Annotated in this window: 12 protein-coding genes and 1 other RNA gene; 6 read left to right on the top strand and 7 right to left on the bottom strand. The window is 42.2% G+C overall.

From position 1 onward, the window contains the following. Position 1: 1 nt before the first annotated feature. Entirely contained in the window at positions 2 to 796 is a 795-nt protein-coding gene (gene panB / locus OFO00_RS00385) for a 3-methyl-2-oxobutanoate hydroxymethyltransferase (RefSeq protein ID WP_270864435.1), read from the bottom strand. 103 nt (positions 797 to 899) lie between these two features. Between panB and ssrA the strand changes: the two genes are divergently transcribed. Both ssrA and OFO00_RS00375 read left to right on the top strand, forming a co-directional pair. Further along, positions 900 to 1,260, top strand: a transfer-messenger RNA (tmRNA) gene (gene ssrA / locus OFO00_RS00380). Between the two features lie 64 nt (positions 1,261 to 1,324). Further along, on the top strand, positions 1,325 to 2,083 hold the full coding sequence (locus tag OFO00_RS00375; RefSeq protein WP_270864434.1) for a metallophosphoesterase family protein: 759 nt from the start codon (positions 1,325 to 1,327) through the stop codon (positions 2,081 to 2,083). Between the two features lie 134 nt (positions 2,084 to 2,217). On the opposite strand, the gene OFO00_RS00370 is transcribed toward OFO00_RS00375, so the two are convergent. From OFO00_RS00370 to OFO00_RS00345, 6 genes are all read right to left on the bottom strand, one after another. Next, on the bottom strand, positions 2,218 to 2,985 hold the full coding sequence (locus OFO00_RS00370) for a hypothetical protein (RefSeq protein WP_270864433.1): 768 nt from the start codon (positions 2,983 to 2,985) through the stop codon (positions 2,218 to 2,220). Positions 2,986 to 3,143: 158 nt separating this feature from the next. Further along, positions 3,144 to 3,962, bottom strand: coding sequence for a ferritin-like domain-containing protein (locus tag OFO00_RS00365; RefSeq protein WP_270864432.1), 819 nt, complete (start codon positions 3,960 to 3,962; stop codon positions 3,144 to 3,146). A gap of 14 nt (positions 3,963 to 3,976) precedes the next feature. Further along, entirely contained in the window at positions 3,977 to 5,992 is a 2,016-nt protein-coding gene (locus OFO00_RS00360; RefSeq protein WP_270864632.1) for an ATP-dependent helicase, read from the bottom strand. Positions 5,993 to 6,195: 203 nt separating this feature from the next. Then, positions 6,196 to 7,533 carry a M48 family metalloprotease gene (locus OFO00_RS00355; RefSeq protein WP_270864431.1) on the bottom strand — a complete coding sequence of 446 codons (1,338 nt, stop codon included), beginning with the start codon at positions 7,531 to 7,533 and terminating at the stop codon, positions 6,196 to 6,198. Positions 7,534 to 7,545: 12 nt separating this feature from the next. Beyond that, positions 7,546 to 8,139, bottom strand: a complete 594-nt coding sequence (locus tag OFO00_RS00350; protein ID WP_270864430.1) for a LemA family protein — start codon at positions 8,137 to 8,139, stop codon at positions 7,546 to 7,548. Positions 8,140 to 8,204: 65 nt separating this feature from the next. Beyond that, complete coding sequence (locus tag OFO00_RS00345) at positions 8,205 to 9,296, bottom strand: D-alanine--D-alanine ligase (RefSeq protein WP_270864429.1); 1,092 nt, start codon at positions 9,294 to 9,296, stop codon at positions 8,205 to 8,207. A 124-nt stretch (positions 9,297 to 9,420) separates the two neighbouring features. On the opposite strand from OFO00_RS00345, the gene OFO00_RS00340 reads away from it, so the two are divergent. From OFO00_RS00340 to OFO00_RS00325, 4 genes are all read left to right on the top strand, one after another. Continuing rightward, a complete protein-coding gene (locus tag OFO00_RS00340) occupies positions 9,421 to 11,961 on the top strand; it encodes a transglycosylase domain-containing protein (RefSeq protein ID WP_270864428.1) in 2,541 nt (846 codons plus the stop codon). Positions 11,962 to 12,033: 72 nt separating this feature from the next. Next, positions 12,034 to 17,187: an alpha-2-macroglobulin family protein gene (locus tag OFO00_RS00335; RefSeq protein WP_270864427.1), complete on the top strand. Its 5,154-nt coding sequence runs from the start codon at positions 12,034 to 12,036 to the stop codon at positions 17,185 to 17,187. Between the two features lie 124 nt (positions 17,188 to 17,311). Next, complete coding sequence (locus OFO00_RS00330) at positions 17,312 to 18,457, top strand: hydrogenase small subunit (RefSeq protein WP_270864426.1); 1,146 nt, start codon at positions 17,312 to 17,314, stop codon at positions 18,455 to 18,457. Positions 18,458 to 18,459: 2 nt separating this feature from the next. Beyond that, a complete protein-coding gene (locus OFO00_RS00325; protein WP_270864425.1) occupies positions 18,460 to 20,184 on the top strand; it encodes a nickel-dependent hydrogenase large subunit in 1,725 nt (574 codons plus the stop codon). The last annotated feature ends 1 nt before the right edge of the window (position 20,185 follow it).

Here is a 20,185-nt window from a genome sequence, read left to right as displayed (position 1 = left end):
CCTATTTCAAATACTCAAATTCTTCGCTTGGGAAAATGCCTTTTTTTACATCATTAGCGTAGTTTTTCACGGCTTCTCGCACGAGTTCGGCGCCATTTAGGTAGTGTTTTACAAATTTTGGCTTAAATTCGTCAAAAAACCCTAGCATATCGCTCCACACTAGCACCTGTCCGTCGCACGACCCTGCGCCGATACCGATAACAGGGACATTTGCGACGCTCATTACTTCGTTAGCCACGCTTGAAATCGTCCCTTCGAGCAGAAGCAAAACCGCCCCCGCATTTTGCACGGCTTTTGCGTCATCAAGTAGCGAATTTAGCGCGTTTTTTTCGCGACCGCTTACCTTGTAACCACCCTGAAAGCGAGAGAGTTGCGGGCGCAGTCCTATGTGGCTCATAACGGCAATGCCGTTTTTGCTAAGAAGCTCGACGGTAGCCGCAAAGTCCTTTCCGCCTTCGATTTTAACGGCGTCGCAACCTGTTTTTTCATAGACTTTGGCGCAGTTTTTAAGAGCAAGTTCGGGCGTGGCGCACGAACAAAACGGCATATCCACGACCAAATACGGGCGAGTTAGACCGCGCCTGACAGCCCTTGCGTGATAAATCATCTCATCGACACTTATGCCGATTGTCTCAGCGTGTCCGCCAAAGCTCATATTTAGGCTATCGCCTACTAGCACCATATCGACTTGGTCGTTAAAAATTTTGGCAAATAAAGCGTCGTATGCTGTGATCATAACGATTTTTTCGCCGTTTTCTTTCATTTTATAAAGGTCATTTATAGTGATTTTTGCCATATTTAATCCTTAAAAATTTTTTGCGATTATAGCCTAAATTTGGCAAATTTAACCCAAATTTGACAATATAAAATTTTTGAAGTAAAATGTGCGACTTCCTTTTGGGGGTGACTTGGCTTCGACAGAAATGGATTGGTCAAGGTGGCATGCCGCTTCGGATATAGCGTATAAAATCCAAATTAAAATTAAACGCAAATAACAAAAATTTTGCTCCTGCTTACGCAAAAGTAGCGTAATCGCAGTCGAGCCCTGCACTGCGCCCATACTATCTAAGCGCGGTAGCGGGTAATCCTAGATAGCGTAGTTTCGCGCTCTGACGAGGCGCGGGGCGAAATTTAGTCTTTGCTTTGGCGATTTGTTTTGGAAAGTGAGCAAGCCGGGGCGAGAATTTCACTTTTGCTAAGCATGTAGAGGCTTTGGTCGTTTGTTTTTGGACTGCGGTTCGATCCCGCACACCTCCACCATTTAAGCTTTTTTTAAGTTATTTTCATAAAATTTACAAAATTTCATAAATTTAAAGGCAAAACAATGGCTAGAATTTTCATCACAGGCGATACACACGGCGGCTGGGGCGGATTTTCGCACGAAATGAAAAGGTTTGAAAAGTTTAGATACAAAACCGAAAAAGAGCTTTGCAAAGATGATTTTCTCATTATCGCCGGAGATTTTGGCTTTATTTGGGAGAGTTCACCAGATAAAGATGAAATTCGTTGGCTAAAATATCTTAACGAGCGAAACTATACCACGCTTTTCATCGACGGCAACCACGAAAATTTCGCGCGTCTAAACGCCTATAAAATCACCAAATTCGCCGGCGGAAAAGTGCATAAAATAAGCGAAAGCGTGTATCATCTTATGCGGGGGCAGGTTTATGAGCTTGCAGGGCACAAAGTCCTTAGTATGGGCGGTGCGGCGAGTATCGACAGGGAGTATCGCACGCAAAACATATCGTGGTGGGAGGGCGAAAATATCAGCAAGGCCGAGTTAAACGAGGCTTACGAAAACCTCGCCAAGCACGATTTTAGCGTGGATTTGGTGCTTTCGCACACTGCGCCGAATTCTATTGCGCCAAAGGTGCTAGCCATAAACGAGTTTGCGCTAGATTTCCACGATCCAAACGGCGATTTGCTAGAAGAAATTTATCGCAAAATCAAATTTAAAAAGTGGTTTTTCGGACACTTTCACGAGGAACTTTTCTGCATAAATAGCCAGTTTGTGACACTTTGGCACGACATAGTGGAGCTGAAATTTGAGAGCGAGAAAATCAAGCATTTGTGCGTGATTTAATCTCGCTTCGCAAATTCTAAACACTGCGCCGAAATTTTACTAACGCAAAATTCTCGCAATGACAGCATTACGCGCACCGCTAATGCGCCATTACGAGAATTTCGCGCCAAATTTCACGCCTTTATCGCAGGCTCTCAGCCTTGCGAGAGTTTCGTTGCGATAAAGTAGTTAAGCTGAGAATACGAAATATTCCCTAGCTCGGGCTTTAATTCTTTTAGTTTGGCACGGATATCCGTGAGCTGGTCGCCGCTAGCTAGCATTTTGCGAATTTCATCTTTGTATGGGCTTAGCAACTCTTCGCTTGTCGGACCTGCGAATTTCGCCTTTATTTCGGCTAGGTATTTTTCGCCAAATTCGCTTTTGATAAAGTTGCTAATCTGCGAATATGTAAGCTCGCTAAGCTCAGGGCGTACTTCTGCCAAATCGCCACCGATCGAGTAGTAGCTATCGCCGTTTTCGAGTTTGGCTTGGATTTCGTCCTTGTATTTGGCGAGCTTGTCCCTAGTCGATGGCGCGGAAAATTGATTTAGCCTTGTCTCTGATATGAAATGGCTGACCTGAGAGTAAGCCACCTCTACGCCTCGTTCTTGCAAAATTTTTGTGATTTGAAGCGGTGTTTTTTCCTTTTTGAGTAGCTCTATGATTTCCATAGTGTGGCCGGCTAAAACCTGCTGTTTAGGGGTATAGACCTCGTCAATTTCTGCCCTTGCTAGGCCCAAGAGCGAAGCCATTGTTTGCACGCTATTATGGAGAGCTTCCCATTTCTCGCTATCCAAAAGGCTATAATTTTTAGCAATTCCTAAGAGTTTTAGAGCTTTTCTGTAACTTTCTCTGCCTCTGATATTTTCTAAAAATTCAGCGTTTTTGATCATTTGTTCGACTTTTATAACATCTGCTGCCATGGGTTTCTCCTTGTTAAAATTTGGCGTTATAATATAATATTAATTCTTAAAAGTCAATAAAAATAGTGAATTTGTAAGTGGATTTTAAGAAAATTTATAATATTAATATTTAAAATTTGATACGCAAATTCACAGCACCTGCCGCGACAAAAATCCTTTTAATTTCCTTGCAACTCTTTGATTTTATCGATTTCGCTTTGCGAGTAGCCAGCTTGCAAGCGGGCGGTTTCGTTTATCGCGCGAGTGGTTTTAAAGGCCTTTGGGTAGTGGCGCATAACGATTTCGAAAAAACACTCCGAGCTAACTCCCAGCCTAGCGCACTCGTATCTAAACCACTTATCGCCTTTGCTCACATGCGAAACTTCCTCGCGCAAAATCATCTCCAAAAGTGGTCGCAATGGCCTTTTATCCGGCATTTCATCGATATGCGAAAGCAGATAAAAATTCGCATCTAGCCCGCTAGCCTCCAAGTGTCTAGGCACCACCGCCATGCGCTCAATTAGCGAGTGCTGAGTTTTTTTCAGCGCCTCAAATAGCCCGTCATGCACGCTAAAATCGCCGTAAGAAAAGCCTGTTTTTTCTAGCTCGGCATTTACGAGCGAAAAGTGCCTCACCTCATCTTCTGCCACTTCTAGCCAATCAGCGTAAAATTCGCGTGGCAGTCCCGCGAAACGATAGCACGCATCGAGCGCTAAATCAATCGCGCTGTATTCGATATGCGCCACAGAGTGCAGAAATAGGGCGTTTTTATCGACATTTTGCTTTTTTAAATTTTTGTTTTGGATTTTTATATCTTTGACCTGTGAAATTTGGGCGAATTTTGCATAGCTAGGATTTTCGAGTGGTTTTGGCTCAAAATTTTGCTCAAATTCTACTTCATTTTTGCAAAATTCTGCGTAAAATTTTGCAAATTTTTCTATTTTTTCGTTTGGACTGCCAGCGTTTAAAATTTCCCAAATTTCTGCGTGAAAACTCATTTTAACCCCCAAATTTACGCCATACCGGCTTCGACTAAAAAACAGCTTGGCTGATAGTTGATTTTGCGAATTTTATCAAATTTCGCGTAGCTTAGATAGAGCTCATTTCGCGCCCTAGTCACCGCGACATAAAATAGTCGTCGCTCCTCATCTAGACTGCCGCCCATGCCCATTAGCTTCAAATTCGGGAAGCGGTTTTGCGCCAAATCCACCAAAAACACGCTATCAAACTCCAAACCTTTGCTGGCATGCACGCTTAGCAGATTTACGCCCTCTCCCTCGCTCATTTCCTTTGCGCCAAGTGTGATGAAGTTATAAAAACTCCCCGCGTCCTTGTATTTGCTCGCAATCCCGCCTAAAATCGCTACTTTGTTGTAAATTTTCTCATTTTCGTTCGTTTTGCGATCGAGATCTATTTTGCCGTTTTTGAGCGTGGCTCTGTGAGTGGCGATATTACCTGCAATTATGGCAAAAAGCTTTGAGGATTTTATCAAATTTACTAGCTCGCCAGCGCCGAAATTTGGGCTAAATTTGCTAAATAGCATGTATAGCTCGTGCAAAATCACAGCCGCGCTCTCGTTTAGTTTGTTGTATTTTAGTACCGGATTTTTGGCGAAATTTTCGCTAAATCCAAGCGTGCTAAACCGCTCCAAACTCGCCTGCAAATCCATATCATCAAAAAGTCCTAGCTGATAATTTCGCTTTTTTTGCTCGTAAATTTTCGCGCTCATATCAGGACGCAAAAAGCCATCTTTGATATTTCCGCCACCAAGTGTGATTAGCGCGTCGAAAATCTCCTTGCTAGTGGCGTTTCCCACACCTTTGGCATACTCTAAAATACCAAGAAATGCCATCATATCCTTTGGGTTTATCAATGCGCCGAAAATATCCATAAACGCCTTTATTTCGCGACTTTCGAAAAAGCTTGTGCTGCCTTTGCGTTTCGCGCCGATTCCTAGCTCTTTGAGCGCGACTTCGATCCCATCAGCCGAGGAGTTGTTGCGAAAAATCACCGCAAAACTCTCAGGCGCGCGCCCGCTTTGCTTGATTTGCTGTGCGATATGGCCGTATTGCGACATAATCTCATCATACACATGCAGTTTTGGCGCGCTAAATTTGCCCGTGCGCCCCACGACTAGCTTTTTGTCATACAGGCGCGGATTGTTTGAAATGACCTTGTTTGCAAGGGCTAAAATTTGGCTAGATGAGCGGTAATTTATGTTTAGCGTGTAAATTTTCGCGTCGCTAAAACGGGTGCCAAAAGAGCCGATTATATCGATATTCGCGCCGTTAAAGGCATAAATGCTCTGGTCGAAATCGCCCACGCAAAAAAGGCTTTTTGTCCTAAATGCGTCGATTAGTGAGCCTTGAAGCGAGTTTGTGTCTTGATACTCATCGACTAAAATTTCATCATAGTATAGTGGCGCGCCCTTGCGCAGTTCGTGGCGCATTTTAAGCAGTATGTCGTTGAAATCGGCGTAATTAAAGCGGGCTTTTTCCTCTTCAAATTCACGCAAAATATCCTCGTAAATTTCGCTAAATTCAGCCTGATCTTCGAAATTTCTAGCAAACCACGAGCCAAAACTCTCGCCTGTTTGTTTGTTTTGAAAAAGCGAGTATATGTCGTATAAATACGCACCGCCATACGGCCTAGTATCGCTGATATGGTAAAATTTGCGGTTTTCTACGATACTTTTTAAAAGCGTTTTTAACTCGCTTGGCTGTTTTAAAATCACACCCTTGCCAAGCTCGCGCAAAAGTGCGTAAGATACCGCGTGGAAGGTGCCTGCGGTGATTTTGGCGGTGATTTTTTTGTCAAAATAGCGATTTAGCCTCGCAATCATTTCGCTAGCTGCCTTGTTTGTGAAGGTTAGAAGCAAAATTTTGCTTGGATTTACGCCAAGGTGCAGTAAATGTGCAATGCGCGCTACAATGGTGCTAGTCTTGCCTGTGCCTGCGCTTGCGATTACGAGATTGTGGCCAAAGGGCGCAGTCGCGGCGGAGTATTGTTCTTGGTTTAAATTTGATATCGCGTTCAAAATTTTCCTTTAAAATCGTAGATTATAGCCTAAATTTATTATAAAAAAATTAGCCCTGCGCCTAAAATTTGGCGTAAATTTGGGCGCTAAATTTAACCAAAATTTGCAAAATTTAAAATTTAATCAAAATTTGCGAATTTTAAAATTTAGCCTAAATTTAACGCGCGAAATTTAGCGCGAAATTTAGCCCAAACTCACGCGCCCATTTCTTTTAGCTTTTTTATCCGTGATTGCAGGCTAGGGTGCGTGGCGAAAAGCCCAGAAAATGCGGGCAAGAAAAACATGTGCGCGCAGGCTCTGGCGTTAGTGTTTTTGATATGAAAATTTGCGAAATTTCTTAGTGGATTTGCGCGAAAATTTCGCATGTCATCTGTGTTTATACTGCCCTTTTGGCGCGTTTTTGAGGAAAAATATCTGTTTAAATTCGGCTTTTTTTCATCTTTTGGGGCTTTAAAATCCTTTTTGCCGATTCCGTCGTGATAGGCTTTGTTGAATTTTTGTATCATAAAAAGCTTATCAAGCGCCTTTTTGATCCCCAAAGGATTGCGCGTGTATTTGGCTGCGCTAGCGTCTGCTAAAAACTCTTTTTGCCTAGAAATCGCGCTTTGGATAAGTTCGGCAAAAACTTTACCCAAAAGCCCGAGTAGCCAAAATATGACGCCTACAAGTATGACTATGGCGATCCCGCTTCCTTTGGAGTTTCTGCCACTTCTACCCCTGCTAAATGCCCTTAAAATCTCATATCCGATGAAGCTTAGCGTTCCAAGTGCGCCAATGACGCTAATCAGCCTGATATTTAGCTCGATATCATCGTGAAATGCGTGCGAAAACTCATGCGCGATTACCCCTTGCATTTCGTCTCGGTTAAATGTCCTCATCGCCCCAGCCGTGACGAAAATCGCGATTTTTTCGCTATCTTTGCCGAAATTTTCCCCGCTTGCCATGGCATTTACGCCATTTTCGTTTTTCATGATAAAAACCCGTGGCATGCCCACACGCGAGGCAATCGCCATTTCTTCGATTATGTTGAGTAGAATTTTTTCGGAATTTTTGGCAGTGTGGGGGTGAATTTCTGTGGCGTCAAGCCCCTTTGCAAGGCTAGAAATGTCTGTCGCCTCAAAATGGCGTTTTTTGATATAGTTAAATAAAATCACGCAGACTAAAAGCGCGGACAAAAGTAGCGGCAGGGCATAATCCGCGCCCTCTCCAAGGGCAAAATTTTTGTAATTTAAAAAATCGAAAAATAGCGCGTATGAGAGCCAAAAAACCTGCACCAAAACGCTTGCAAAGACGAAATTTAGCCACGCAACCTTGCTTTTGGCTAGTTTTTGGTGTTCGTTTATGCTGTGAGATAGTGAGGCTGTTTTGCCAAGGAAAATGCGCGTTATGGCAAACAAAACCGCGCTACACGCCAAAACACACAGATAATACCCGGCCTTTGGCGTGCAGAAAATCTCATTTGCGCTTAAAAAATGGCAAAATTTTTCAGGTAGGTAAAAAATCGCTAAATTTAGCGCAGACAAAGCCTCCACAAAATTTCTCGCTTAAAATTCGATTTTTGGGGCTTTTTGGATATTTTCCTCTCTGAATTCAAGCAGGGCTAAATCTCTGTGAAATTTAGGGAAAAATCCGACTAAAATATTGTTTGGAAAGCTTTGTTTATAGGTGTTAAAGTCCGTCACTGCGTCATTGTAAGACTGCCTAGCAAAGCCGATTTTATTCTCAGTAGAGGTGATTTCCTCGCTTAGTTGCATCATATTTTCGCTAGCTTTTAGCTCAGGATAGGCTTCGACCTGGATATTTAGCCCATTTAGCGCGCTTTTTAGCTCGTTTTCTGCGCTTGCTAAATTTCGCATATCGTTATCATTTAAGCCGTTTTGTTTAATGCGTTCTAGTGCGCTAGTTGCGCGGTTTCTGGCATTTACGACATTTTCTAGGGTCTGTTTTTCGTGCGCCATGTATTTTTTGACAACTTCGATTAAATTTGGGATTAGATCATATCTGCGTTTTAGCTGGACATCGATTTGCGCAAAGGCGTTTTTGGCTTCGTTTAAAAGTGCGACAAGTTTGTTGTAAATACCAATGAGAAAAATTCCGACAAGAATTAAAATAGCTAAAATTACTAGCAAAATACTCATTTTTTATCCTTTTGTTAAATTTGGCTAAATTTCACGCTAAATTTGGAATTTAGCGTGAAATTTGATTATTTGTTTGCTGCGATTTGCGTAACCAAATCGTAGGTTACTGGGATTTTTTTGTATTGTGGCAAAGATGTAGAAAGCCCGTCGATAATCGCGCCAAAATCGTTAAACAAATAGCTTGCAAGAGCCGCTGGGACAGGGTTGATTTCGTTTAGATAGATTTCGTTATTAAACACGAAAAAGTCGCATCTGATGATCGAGCCCTCAAATCCGCTGTTGTAAATTTTAGCAAACGCATCTTTCATCTTATCTGCGATTGAAATACCCACGGTTTGCTCTGTAACGGTGTTTGGTTGGGTAGTGTCGATGTATTTACGACCAAAGTCTAGGAAGTCTTTTTTCACGGCTTGACTGATTTTTGAAAATACAATCTCATTGCCTATTTTGCAGCCTGCTAGGCTGTATTCTTTGACATCTTTGACGAAAGGCTCGACGATGACCTCTCTATCTAGGCTAAATACCTTATCTATGATTTTATCGAGCTCCATATCGCTATTTACGATACTAGCGCCGATACTGCTACCTAGGTGGGCTGGTTTTATGATGACAGGGTAGTTAAAAGACGGCAGACTCGTGCGCTTCAAAACCGCGTAATTAATCGCCTTAACCCCTGCGTTTTTGGCTAAATTTTTGGTTAAAATTTTATTATGGCTTACCGCACTTGCCTCTAATCTAGGGCCGATTTGTGGAATTTCGTAAAATTCTAAAAGTGAAGCTAGCTTGCCGTCGCAACCATCACCGCCGTGGATTGTGTTGATACACACATCGATTTCTAATCTGTTTTTTGAAAACATACCGCTTGTGTAAAATCCGCCATAAGAGAGGGTTAGCTCTTTGACCTTGCTGCCATAAGAAGTTTGAGATGAAAAACCGCCCTCAGCAGCGTCTGTGTTGGCAGAGTGAGACCTAGCAAAATTTCTAGCAAAGTAGCTTGCTACCATATTTCCCTCTTCGATTTCAAAAAATCTGCGGTTAGCGTCGCAGTAGATAAAGACTAAATTTTTGCCTTTTAGTGCGTTTTTTACAGCGATTGCTGTGAGGATACTGACATCGTGCTCGTAGCTTTGTCCGCCAAAAATGATACCATATTTCATAATAACTCCTTTGGGCTCTTTAAAGTGTAATTTAACTCTCGATTTTATAAAATTTATGCTTTATATTCTCTTTTTGTGTGAAAAATTTGAGTAAATTTATAAATTTTATAGATATAATATTTTTATGAAATTTATGGGCTTTGTGAAATTTAGCGCATTTTTGGGCGCATTTTTGCTTTCGTTGTTTTTGATTTTGGATTTTTTATTTCCTCTAAATTTGGCTGGATTAAATAAAGAAAAGTCGTTAGTTTTGTATTCGAGTGAGGGGGAAATTTTAAATATGCAAATTAGCAGTGATGAAATTTGGAGGTTTTATGCCAGTAGTGATGAAATCCCACAGCGCCTAAAACAGAGCGTAGTGCATTTCGAGGACAGGTATTTTTACTACCATTTTGGTGTAAATCCATTTTCGATAGCACGGGCATTTACGCATAATATTTCGCAAAATTTTACGCATAAAAATGCAAATATAGCCAGAGTGGGTGCAAGCACCATTACAATGCAGGTTGCGCGTATGATGAACCCCAAAGAGCGCAGTTACAAAAACAAATTTATCGAAATTTTTAACGCCTTTCAACTCGAATTTCACTACACCAAAGATGAAATTTTGACAATGTATTTCAATCTAGCCCCTTATGGTGGCAATATCGAGGGTGTGGCGAGTGCTAGCTATTTTTATTTTGGCAAAAGCCTAGGCGAGCTTAGCAACGCTCAAATCGCGCTTCTTGCGGTGGTGCCAAAAAACCCGAACAAAAACCGCCTAGACCGCACGAATTTGGATTTAAACTCGCTAAAAAACAGGCTGATTTCTAGCCTTTATAAAGCTAAAATTTTATCGCTTAGCGAATTTGAACGCGCTAGTAGCGAGAAATTCGCCCCCACAAGGCACCCTGCGCCAAATTTCGCTCCGCATTATGCAATGCGCGCCTTTAAAAATGCGAAAAATTTGGGCGTGGCAGGGCGCGCTGGCGCGAGTGAGGCTGTGGGTGCGCGTATGGGCGAAACAGCAAGCAAAACAGCTAGCGTGGCAGAGGGTACGAGTGAAACAGCCACCGAAACAGCTACCGAAACAAAACGCGCGCGCGCAAGTTCTGTGGGGGTAAGTTCTGTGGGGGTAAGCCAAAGCGCGCACTTGGCGCAAAACGGTGCGATAAAGCCCGCAAACACAGACAATCACGGCGCGCGCACAGGCGATACAAAGCACTTGGCACAAAATGGCGCAATCTGGCAAAACAAAGCAGAGCGCATAGCGCAAAACGACGCAAATTTAATCAACTCAAATTTAATCCACTCGAATTTAAACAAAACCTATCAACTCACCCTTGAAAATTTCCTTAAATCAAGGATAAATGACCTAGCCAAATTTGGCGTCAAAAACGGCTCAGCTATCTTAATTGACAACGAAAAAATGGCGGTTGTGGCATACGCAGGTTCGCACGATTTTGGCGGATTTTTGGGACAAAATGACGGCATAGTCTGGGCGAAAAATGTTGGCTCCACGCTAAAACCATTTATCTACGCAAGAGCCCTTGAAGAGGGGCTTATCACGCCACGCCGTGAGCTAATCGACGCTCCGATTAGCTTCAAAAACTACTCCCCACGCAATTACAATCTAGGCTTTATGGGGGTTATTAGCGCAAATGAGGCGCTCGGATATAGCCTAAATATCCCGGCTTTGAAGCTTTTATTATCCCTTGGCGATGACGGGCTTTATGAGCTTTTGCTTCGCGCAAATCTCGCGCCGTATTCCAAAGAGCATTATGGGCTTGGGCTCGGGCTTGGCGGAATTAGCATAAATTTGCTAAATCTCACTCATCTTTACAGCGTTTTTGCAAACTCTGGCGAGCTAAAACCGCTAGAACTAGCAGGGGCGAAAGTCGGTCAGAGCGCGCAAATACTAAGCCCGCAAAGTGCGTATATCATCACGCAAATGCTAAAAAACGCTCCACGAAGCTATCTTGGCTCTGTGTGGCAAAATACCAAAAATATGCCAGCCCTGATGTTTAAAACCGGCACGAGTGCCGACGGGCGCGACCTTTATACGATTGGCGTAACGCCAAAATTTAGCCTTGGGGTTTGGTTTGGCAATTTCAACGGCGAAAAAACGAGCGATATAAGTGGCGGACTTAGTGCTGCGCGCGTGGTTTTTGATATGTTTTCTTACCTTTCAAACACAGGCGCGATAAATGCCGAATTCGCCCGACCTAGCGGTGTTATCGAAAGAGAAATTTGCGCTGATTTTTTCGTAGAAAAAGAGTGTAAAAAAATGGTGCGAGATTTGGTGATAGAGGGTGTAACTTTGCACGATGAGTGCGAATTTTACCGCCCTAGCGAGCTTTTTTATCTTTTGCAAAATGGCATTATTGACGCAAATGCGACCAAAAACGGCAGGTGCAAGGATAAATTTGCTAGTATTGCGCCAGCCCTTAGCGATATAGATGGCAAAATTTACGAAGTGGGCGATAGCGGAGAGATAAATCTTAGCGCCTCTTGCACGGCTGTTTTTGGCGATGAAATCTTTATCAGCGTAAATAATAGCCCATACGAGGCGAAAAAAAATGGCGAGAATTTTATGCTAAATTTGAGCCCGGGCGAATATGAGCTTTCGTGTTTGGACGAAAATGCGAATTTTAGCGTGGCGAAATTTAGGGTAAAAAATAGATAAAATAAAAAATAAAAAATTACCAAAATATAAAAATTTCACAATATAATTACGCGAAATTCTTAGGGGAAAATCATGGAAAAAATTTTAATCAAATTTGGGCTTTGTAGCGCACTTTGCGCCGGGTGGCTCTTTGGCGTGGAAACGCAGATTAATGATGAGAGCTTGGTTTTTAGTGGTGCAAAAATCGCGCCTTTTGGCATAAGCGAGGAGCAAATCGCAAAATGTGAGCCAGGGATTACTGGCGTGTATGAATATAAAAATAGCGACGAAATAGAGTTTTATCCAAAGACTAAGCTAAGTGCTAGCACTCGCTATAACTGCGAGATTGGCGGGCAGAAATTTAGCTTTACGACAGCTGAATTTAGCGCGAGCGAGCTTAAAATACTGCGCCCAGGACTTGCAAAGATTAGCTTTAACGATAGCGTGAGCGAGGAGGGGGCAAAGGCTGGGATTAGGGTGTATTCGCTACAAAATTTAGCCAAAAACGATATTAGCTTTACCATTAGTGCGCAAAATGATAGAAGTTTTTTGATTTCTTATGACGCTAAGCACCAAAATATCGTCATCGAAGCAAACTCTGTAAAATCAAAAAACGGCGCAACGCTAAGCGCGCCAAAAATCCTAAAAGCCGATGAAGAGCCATTTAATGATAGCATAAACGCCTCAAACCTAGATGATGTCAAAATCCGCGAAATTAGCTTTAATGACGGCTCGTTTGGAGCGAGGCTGTATTTCCCTCACTATGTCGATGACGCGAATTTAGCCAAATTTATCCGCGTTAATGGCGTGGGTAAATTTAGCCTTGGCGAGGCTAGATACAGATACTACGAAGATGAGCAAAAATACCCGCAAATCAGTGATAAATACTACTATCATGTAGATATCAAAAGCGCTGAGTTTGCGCCAAATAAAAGCTATGAATTGCGCCTTTTAAAGGGCTTTGGCGATGATTCTAGAATAGTTAGAAATGAAATAAAGCTAAATTTCAAAACTGGCGATAGGAAGCCTTTCGTGCAGTTTAGTGATATGAAAAAATTCGTCCCTAAAAACGCAAATATCGCGATAAAAAGCTCGAATTTAAATGAAATTAGCATTAGCGTCTCAAAAATCAGCGATGAGAATTTCAGATATTTTCTAAATTTCGAAAGCAATTATCCGCACTCGCTAGCTAGCGAGGTTGTGAATAAAAAATTTGACATTGGCGGGGCGAAAAACGAGATTAGCGAGCATAAAATCGCTATGGATTTTAAGGGTTTTGAGGACGGCGTGTATGTGATAGATGTGCATTACAAAGAGGGCACTATAATGCGAACTATCACGCGCACAGCCTATATCAGCGATATTTCGGCTCAGGTCAGCATGGCTGATAGCAGCGCGCTAATCTATACTTCGCGCCTAAGTGATGCGAAGGCTTTGTCGCACGCTATTGTTAAAATTTACAATGACAAAAACGAGATGATTTTAGAAAAACGCACGAATAGTGACGGAATTTTGCTTGTAAATGACGCTAAATTTTTGGATAAAAATCCTAAATCTATCGAGATTACAGACGGCAAAGAGCGCGGATTTGTGATATTTGACGAGGCTGTTTCTAGCAGGGAAGCGACTACAAGCGACGCGCGAGCAATGGTGTATTTCGCTAGCGAGCTAGTAAGCCCAAATGAGGCACTAATCGGCTCTGTGGTGCTCAAAAAGAGCGATTTTACGCCGATTAAAAACACTCCGATAAAATACAAAATCACAGATCCTTACGGCGTGAATATCATCACTCGCGCCCTAAAAACTGACTCTTATGGCGCGTTAAATTTTAAAGAGAATTTGGGCGAAAAAAGCGGAAGTTATACCTTTGAGCTAATCTACGAGGATAAAATCATCGAAACCAAGAAATTTAGCGTCGAAAATTTCATACCAAACCGCGTAAAAAATGAAATTTTAACGAGCAAAGATGAAATTTACAAAGATGAGTTAATAATCGCAAATTTGATTTCAAACTACCTTGTGGGCGCACCAGCTGCGAGCTTAGCTAGCAAACTAGAAGTCAAATCCTACGAAAAAGAGCTTAAAATCAGCGGTTTTGAAGGATACAGCTTCACAAATGCAAGACTTAAAAAAGAGGGCACATTGGAGGTAAAAAGCGAGGAATTTAGGCTAGATAATAACGGCAAAAAAGACCTCGTAATCGCTCCAAAGGCGCAGGGCGTGTCAAATGTGGCAAATTTGATGATGAATTTTAGCGTCCAAGACGGGGGCAAAAATGTCAGCGCGTATAAAATGCTAAGCTACTATCCATACGACAAAATTCTAGGAATTCGCGCTAGCAAGGACTTCATAAGCAGTGGCGAGGAGGTAAAATTCGACCTTGCATTGCTAGATAGCCTTAGCAAAAAAGAGCAAAAAGGCAAGGTTGATTTAGAAATTTATCGCCAAGATTTCACTTACATTTACGACGGCGAGAGATATGTCGAGCAAGAGAACTTTTCGCTTGTGGATAGCATTAGCGCAGAGGGCTCACAGATTGGGTATAAATTCGAAAATGGCGGTTCGTATATCGTAGTGGCAAACGACTACGCAAGCGGGGCAAGTGCGAGCGTGAGAGTCGATGTGAGCGGATATGGATACTATGGCAGGCTAAATGCCAAAGATGTCAATACCGCCCGCATAAATTTAGAAAAATCAAAGCTCAAACCTGGCGAAATGATTAAAGGCGTGATTACTTCGCCTATCGAAAACGGCGTGCTAAATGTGGCTTTGATAGGTGAGGGCGTGTATGATTATAAAATCACGCAAATTCGCGGAAACAGCGCAAGTTTCGAGCTAAGAGTGCCAGAGAATTTCACTGGCGGACACATTAGTGCTAGCATTTCACGCTCTGCCTTTGGCGCTGCTATGCCGCTTCGCACCTATGCAAATGTAGCTGTAAGCCTCGATGTGAGCGAGAAAAAACTCCCTCTTAGCCTGCAAAGCAAGCCGGAGTATAAAAACGGCGAAAAAGCCATAATCGTGGCAAAATCCGCGCCAAATTCTAAAATAACGCTTTACGCTGTGGATTTAGGGATACTAGACGCGATAAATCAAAAAGAGCTAAATGCGTTTTCGTATTTTGATAAGCCGATATATTTTAGACACCGATATTTCGATATTTTCGATGATTTGAGTGTGTATAGCGCAAACGGCAAAGAACTAAGCTTTGGTGGTGATGAAATGCTAAAAAGCGCGAAGCGAAATTTAAGCCCAGTGCAAAACAAAAAAGATAAAAAATTTGTCAAAATGTATGAGGGTATCGCAAACGGCGCAGGCGAGGCTAGATTTGAGGTAGATTTGCCAAAACACTTTAACTCTATGATTCGCCTAAGCGCGCTAGCTCTCGATGATGAAGAAAAAATCGGCTGGGCAAATTCTCAAATCAGCGTCAAAGATGATATCGTCATCAAACCAGCTGATCTTACATATATGGTCAAAGGCGATGATATAAATATCCCGCTAACGCTCATAAATACGACAAATTCGCCAAAATCGCTAAATTTAAAGGCGAATTTTAACGATGCAGTTCAAATTTCGCTTAGTGATGCAAATATCACGCTAGGCGCGCTAGAAGCAAAGAATTTGAAATTTAGAGCAAATGCGTTAGAGCTTGGCGAGGGCGTGGTGAGCTTGGAAGTGAGCGAAGAAAATGGGGAGAAATTTGAGTATGAGTTGAAATTTGATGTCATTTCGCAGTTTCCGCGCTCGAAATTTAGCGCCAGTGCTTATAGCGACGCGCCGATGAATTTTAGTCTGCCAGCTTCGTATAAAGATGTCTTTACATACATAGGCACTAGACCTAGCACTTATACGGTGGCAAGGGAGTTGGAGCGATATCCGTATGGTTGCACAGAGCAGATTAGTTCTAAAATTTTAGCCTATGATTTCTTCTATAAACGCGACCATGACGAGGCGATGAAGAGGGCTGTTTTAGAGCATGCTACGAAAATTTTATCAAGGCTTAAAAATAACGGCGAGTTTGGGTATTGGAGCGCGCATGGCGAGACGAACGCATTTGCGTCGCTGTATGCTAGCGATGTGCTTTTGGATATGGACGCGAAATACAAAATCCTAACCCAAAAACAAAAAGAGCTGATTTTAAGGGCGCTAAAATCGTCGTATTCTAGCGAGCCTAGCTTGCGATTGTATGCGGATTTCGTGCTAGATAGGGTAGGCGCATTAAGCGATGATGAGCTAAATTTCGTCTATGATAAAAAACTCTACGAAGCTAGCCCGCTAGCGACATTTTCTATGCTTGCGATTTTGCAAAAACACAAAATGAGCGCGGAATTTAGTAAAATTTATAGTTCAAATTATAAATTTGATTATGCTAATAAAGATGCTAGTAAAATTTTTGCTAGTGAGGTTAGGGACGCTGGATTTGCTCTGTATGCGCTGGGAAGTGTCGGTATAAAAGATAGTGTTTTGGATACTTTGGCGCAAAATTTAAGCCAAAATTTACAAAATGTTTCTAGCACGCAAGAAAGAGCGTTTGTGTTAAGAGCGCTGGAAGCGTATTTTGGCGAAGATGATAAGGGCGTGGGCGCAGATATCATCGCAAACGGCCTTACGCAAAATATACAAACTCCGTCAAATTCAGTAATTACGCTAAATTCTAACGACAGAGAAATCAAAATTTCGCCAAAAAATGGCGAGAAAATTTTTGCTAATTTGCTTAGCTTTGGTTACGAGCCAGTCGCGCTCAAACACGGCCCGCTTAGTATAAACAACCACACAGGAAATCTGCACGGAATCAAACAGCTAGAAATCGTGCGTGAATTTGTCGATGAGGCTGGTAATGTGGTTTCGCTTGATAATCTAAAAGTAGGGCAGAGAATTTATTCTAAGATAAATTTCCGCTCAAATTTTTACATTAGAAATTTTGTGATTGATGAGGCGGCAAGCACCTGCTTTGAGATCGTCAATGAGCGCATAAATCCGGGATTTATAAGGCCTGAGAATTTGCAGGATAAAACTAGCTTCGAGCACAAAGAGATAATGTTTGATAGAGTGCTAAGCTTCCCGGTTGGTGGGGCGTATTATAAAGATACGAAAAACGGCAATGACTATACCGGCGTATTTTACACACCGCTTAATGTAGTGTATTCTGGTATGTGTGCCTTGCCGGCTGTGAGTATCACTGATATGCAAAACGAAAGCGTAATGGATTATGATTTACCGGCGCTAAATTTCAAAATTAAATAAATTTAACCTTAAAATTTAACTTACTTGTAGAAAATTTAACTACAAGTAAGTTCTTCCTTAACAAATTTTAAACAAAAAAACTATATAATTACGGATTAACGCTATAAGCGTAAAGGAGAACATAATGATTGATTTAGCAAAAGTAGCCGATAGGCTAGAACAAGTCGCTAAACTACCCAAGATAAAAGAGGGCGATAGTATCACTAAACGCCTTGCTGAGCGCGGTTTTTCACGCCGTGATTTTATGAAATGGGCGGGCGCAATGACTGCGGCGATTGGGTTACCTAGCGTATTTGCACCACAAGTTGCACGGGCGGCAGAACTCGCCGATCGCTTACCTGTGATTTGGCTTCACATGGCAGAATGCACAGGTTGTAGCGAAAGCTTACTTAGAATTGATACTCCAACTATCGATTCGTTGATTTTCGACTATATTAGTTTAGAATATCACGAGACGATTATGGCTGCTGCTGGCTGGCAAGCAGAGGAAAATTTAGATGGAGCTATCGAAAAATATAAGGGGCAATATATTTTAATGGTAGAAGGTGGAATTCCAAGCGGAAGTAGCGAATATTTCCTTACAGTAGGACCTGCTGGTAAGACAGGTGCCGAGCATTGCAGACATGCTGCTGCTGGTGCAGCTGCGATTTTTGCTATTGGAACATGTTCGAGCTTCGGTGGTATCCAAGCAGCAAGACCAAACCCAACAAACGCTGTTGCACTTAGCAAACTTACAAACAAACAAGTAATCAATGTCCCAGGCTGTCCGCCAAGCGAGAAAAATATCGTAGGTAATGTGCTTCACTACATACTATTTGGCACACTTCCAGCACTTGATGTTTATAATCGTCCAAAATGGGCTTACGGACTTAGAATTCACGATTTGTGCGAAAGACGCGGTCACTTCGACGCAGGTGAGTTCGTAGAGCAATTCGGCGATCAAGGCGCAAAAGACGGATATTGTTTATATAAAGTAGGTTGCAAAGGCCCATATACATTTAATAACTGCTCACGCGAGAGATTTAACGCTCACACTAGCTGGCCAATCCAAGCAGGTCATGGCTGTATCGGCTGTTCTGAGCCTGATTTTTGGGATCACATGGGACCATTTGAGGAGCCATTGGCAGATAGATTATACAATACCGTATTTAGCGGAGCAGGTGCTGATGCGACAGCCGATAAAATCGGTATAGGAATTTTGGCTGTTACAGGTGTAGCTATCACAGTTCATGCAGCCATTGCATCATTTAAAAAGAATAAGGGAGAGTAGAAATGTCACAAAGATTAGTAATAGATCCGATAACTCGTATTGAAGGACACTTACGCATAGAAGTAGTTGTCGATGATAACGGAGTTGTAACGGATGCGTATTCTGGCTCTACTTTATGGCGTGGATTAGAGACTATCGTTAAGGGTCGCGATCCTAGGGATATCGGCTTTTTTATGCAAAGAATTTGCGGTGTTTGCACATTTTCTCACTATAATGCTGGAATTTCAGCTGTTGAAAATGCTCTTGGCATAACTCCGCCACTAAATGCGATTTTGACTAGAACGTTAATGAATACTGCGCTATTTATGCACGATCACCCAGTGCATTTTTATCAACTACACGGACTTGACTGGGTCGATATCGTAAGCGCACTAAGCGCAGATCCACACGCTGCTAGCCAAGAGGCTTTTAGATACACAGATTTGCCTTATGCTTGCGGTGAGGATCAGCTAAAAGCGGTTCAACAAAGAGTAAAAGCTTTCGTTGAAAAAGGCGCACTTGGACCATTTGCAAACGCATATTTCGGACACAGCACATACAAGCTAACTCCTGAGCAAAATTTGATTGCGCTTAGCCACTATTTAGAGTGCTTGCGTATCCAAAGAACAGCCGCGCAAATGATGGCGATTTTCGGTGGCAAACAACCACACCCACAAACCCTAACAGTCGGTGGCGTAACATGCGTAATGGATATTCTAAGCCCAGCAAGACTTGGTGAGTATATGGTTAAATTCCAAGAAGTCGCTGATTTCATCAACCGCGCATATTATCCAGACTTGCTTATGGCTGGTGGTGCGTATGCTAGTGAAGAAAGCGTATTAAACGATGTCGGTGTCGCAAATCTATGGACACACCAAACTTTCCAATATTCACGCAATGATTTCTTATTCCAAAGCGGTGTGATTTTAGACGGCGATATTAGCAAGGTTCATGAGCTAGATGAGAGCAAGATTACAGAAGAAGCTACTCACTCTTGGTATAAAAATGATAAACCACTTCACCCATACGACGGCGAACAAGAACCAAACTACACAGGATTTAAGGTAGAGCAAACCCTAAATGCCAAAGGTGAAATGGAAGATACAAAAGTCCTAAATACTGAGGGTAAATATAGTTGGATTAAGGCTCCTAGATATGATGGCAAATCGCTTCAAGTTGGACCACTATCAAATATCGTTGTAAATTACGCAAAAGGTAATGAATTTGTAGTAAAAGTAGTAGATAAATTCCTTTCTGATACCGGTCTTCCACTAGAAGCAGTATTCTCTACTCTTGGTAGAACAGCGTGTCGTATGATAGAGGCAAAAGTCGTAGCTGATAATGGACTATTAGCATTTAATAACCTAATCGCTAATATCAAATCAGGCGACACCGAGACTTGCGCTAAATACACAATCGACAAAAAGAAATCATACAAAGGCAGATATATCGGACATGTTCCGCGCGGTAGCCTAAGCCACTGGTGTAGAATCGAAAATGGAGTAATCCAAAACTGGCAAGCAGTCGTTCCTAGCACATGGAACGCTAGTCCAAAAGACGCTCAGGGCAATATGGCATCTTATGAGGCATGCTTGATTGGTCTTAAAATTGCAGATTTAACGCAACCGCTTGAAATTATCCGCAAAATCCACTCTTATGATCCGTGCATTGCGTGCGCTGTTCATGTTATGGATACCAAAGGCAACGAGCTTAGCTCGTATAAAGTAAATCCAAATATCAAGGATTAAC

Source organism: Campylobacter sp. VBCF_04 NA7, assembly GCF_027737405.1.
Classification (GTDB): Bacteria; Campylobacterota; Campylobacteria; order Campylobacterales; family Campylobacteraceae; genus Campylobacter_B.
Note: the sequence above shows the minus strand (reverse complement) of the source record. Positions and strands in the feature narration are given on the sequence as shown.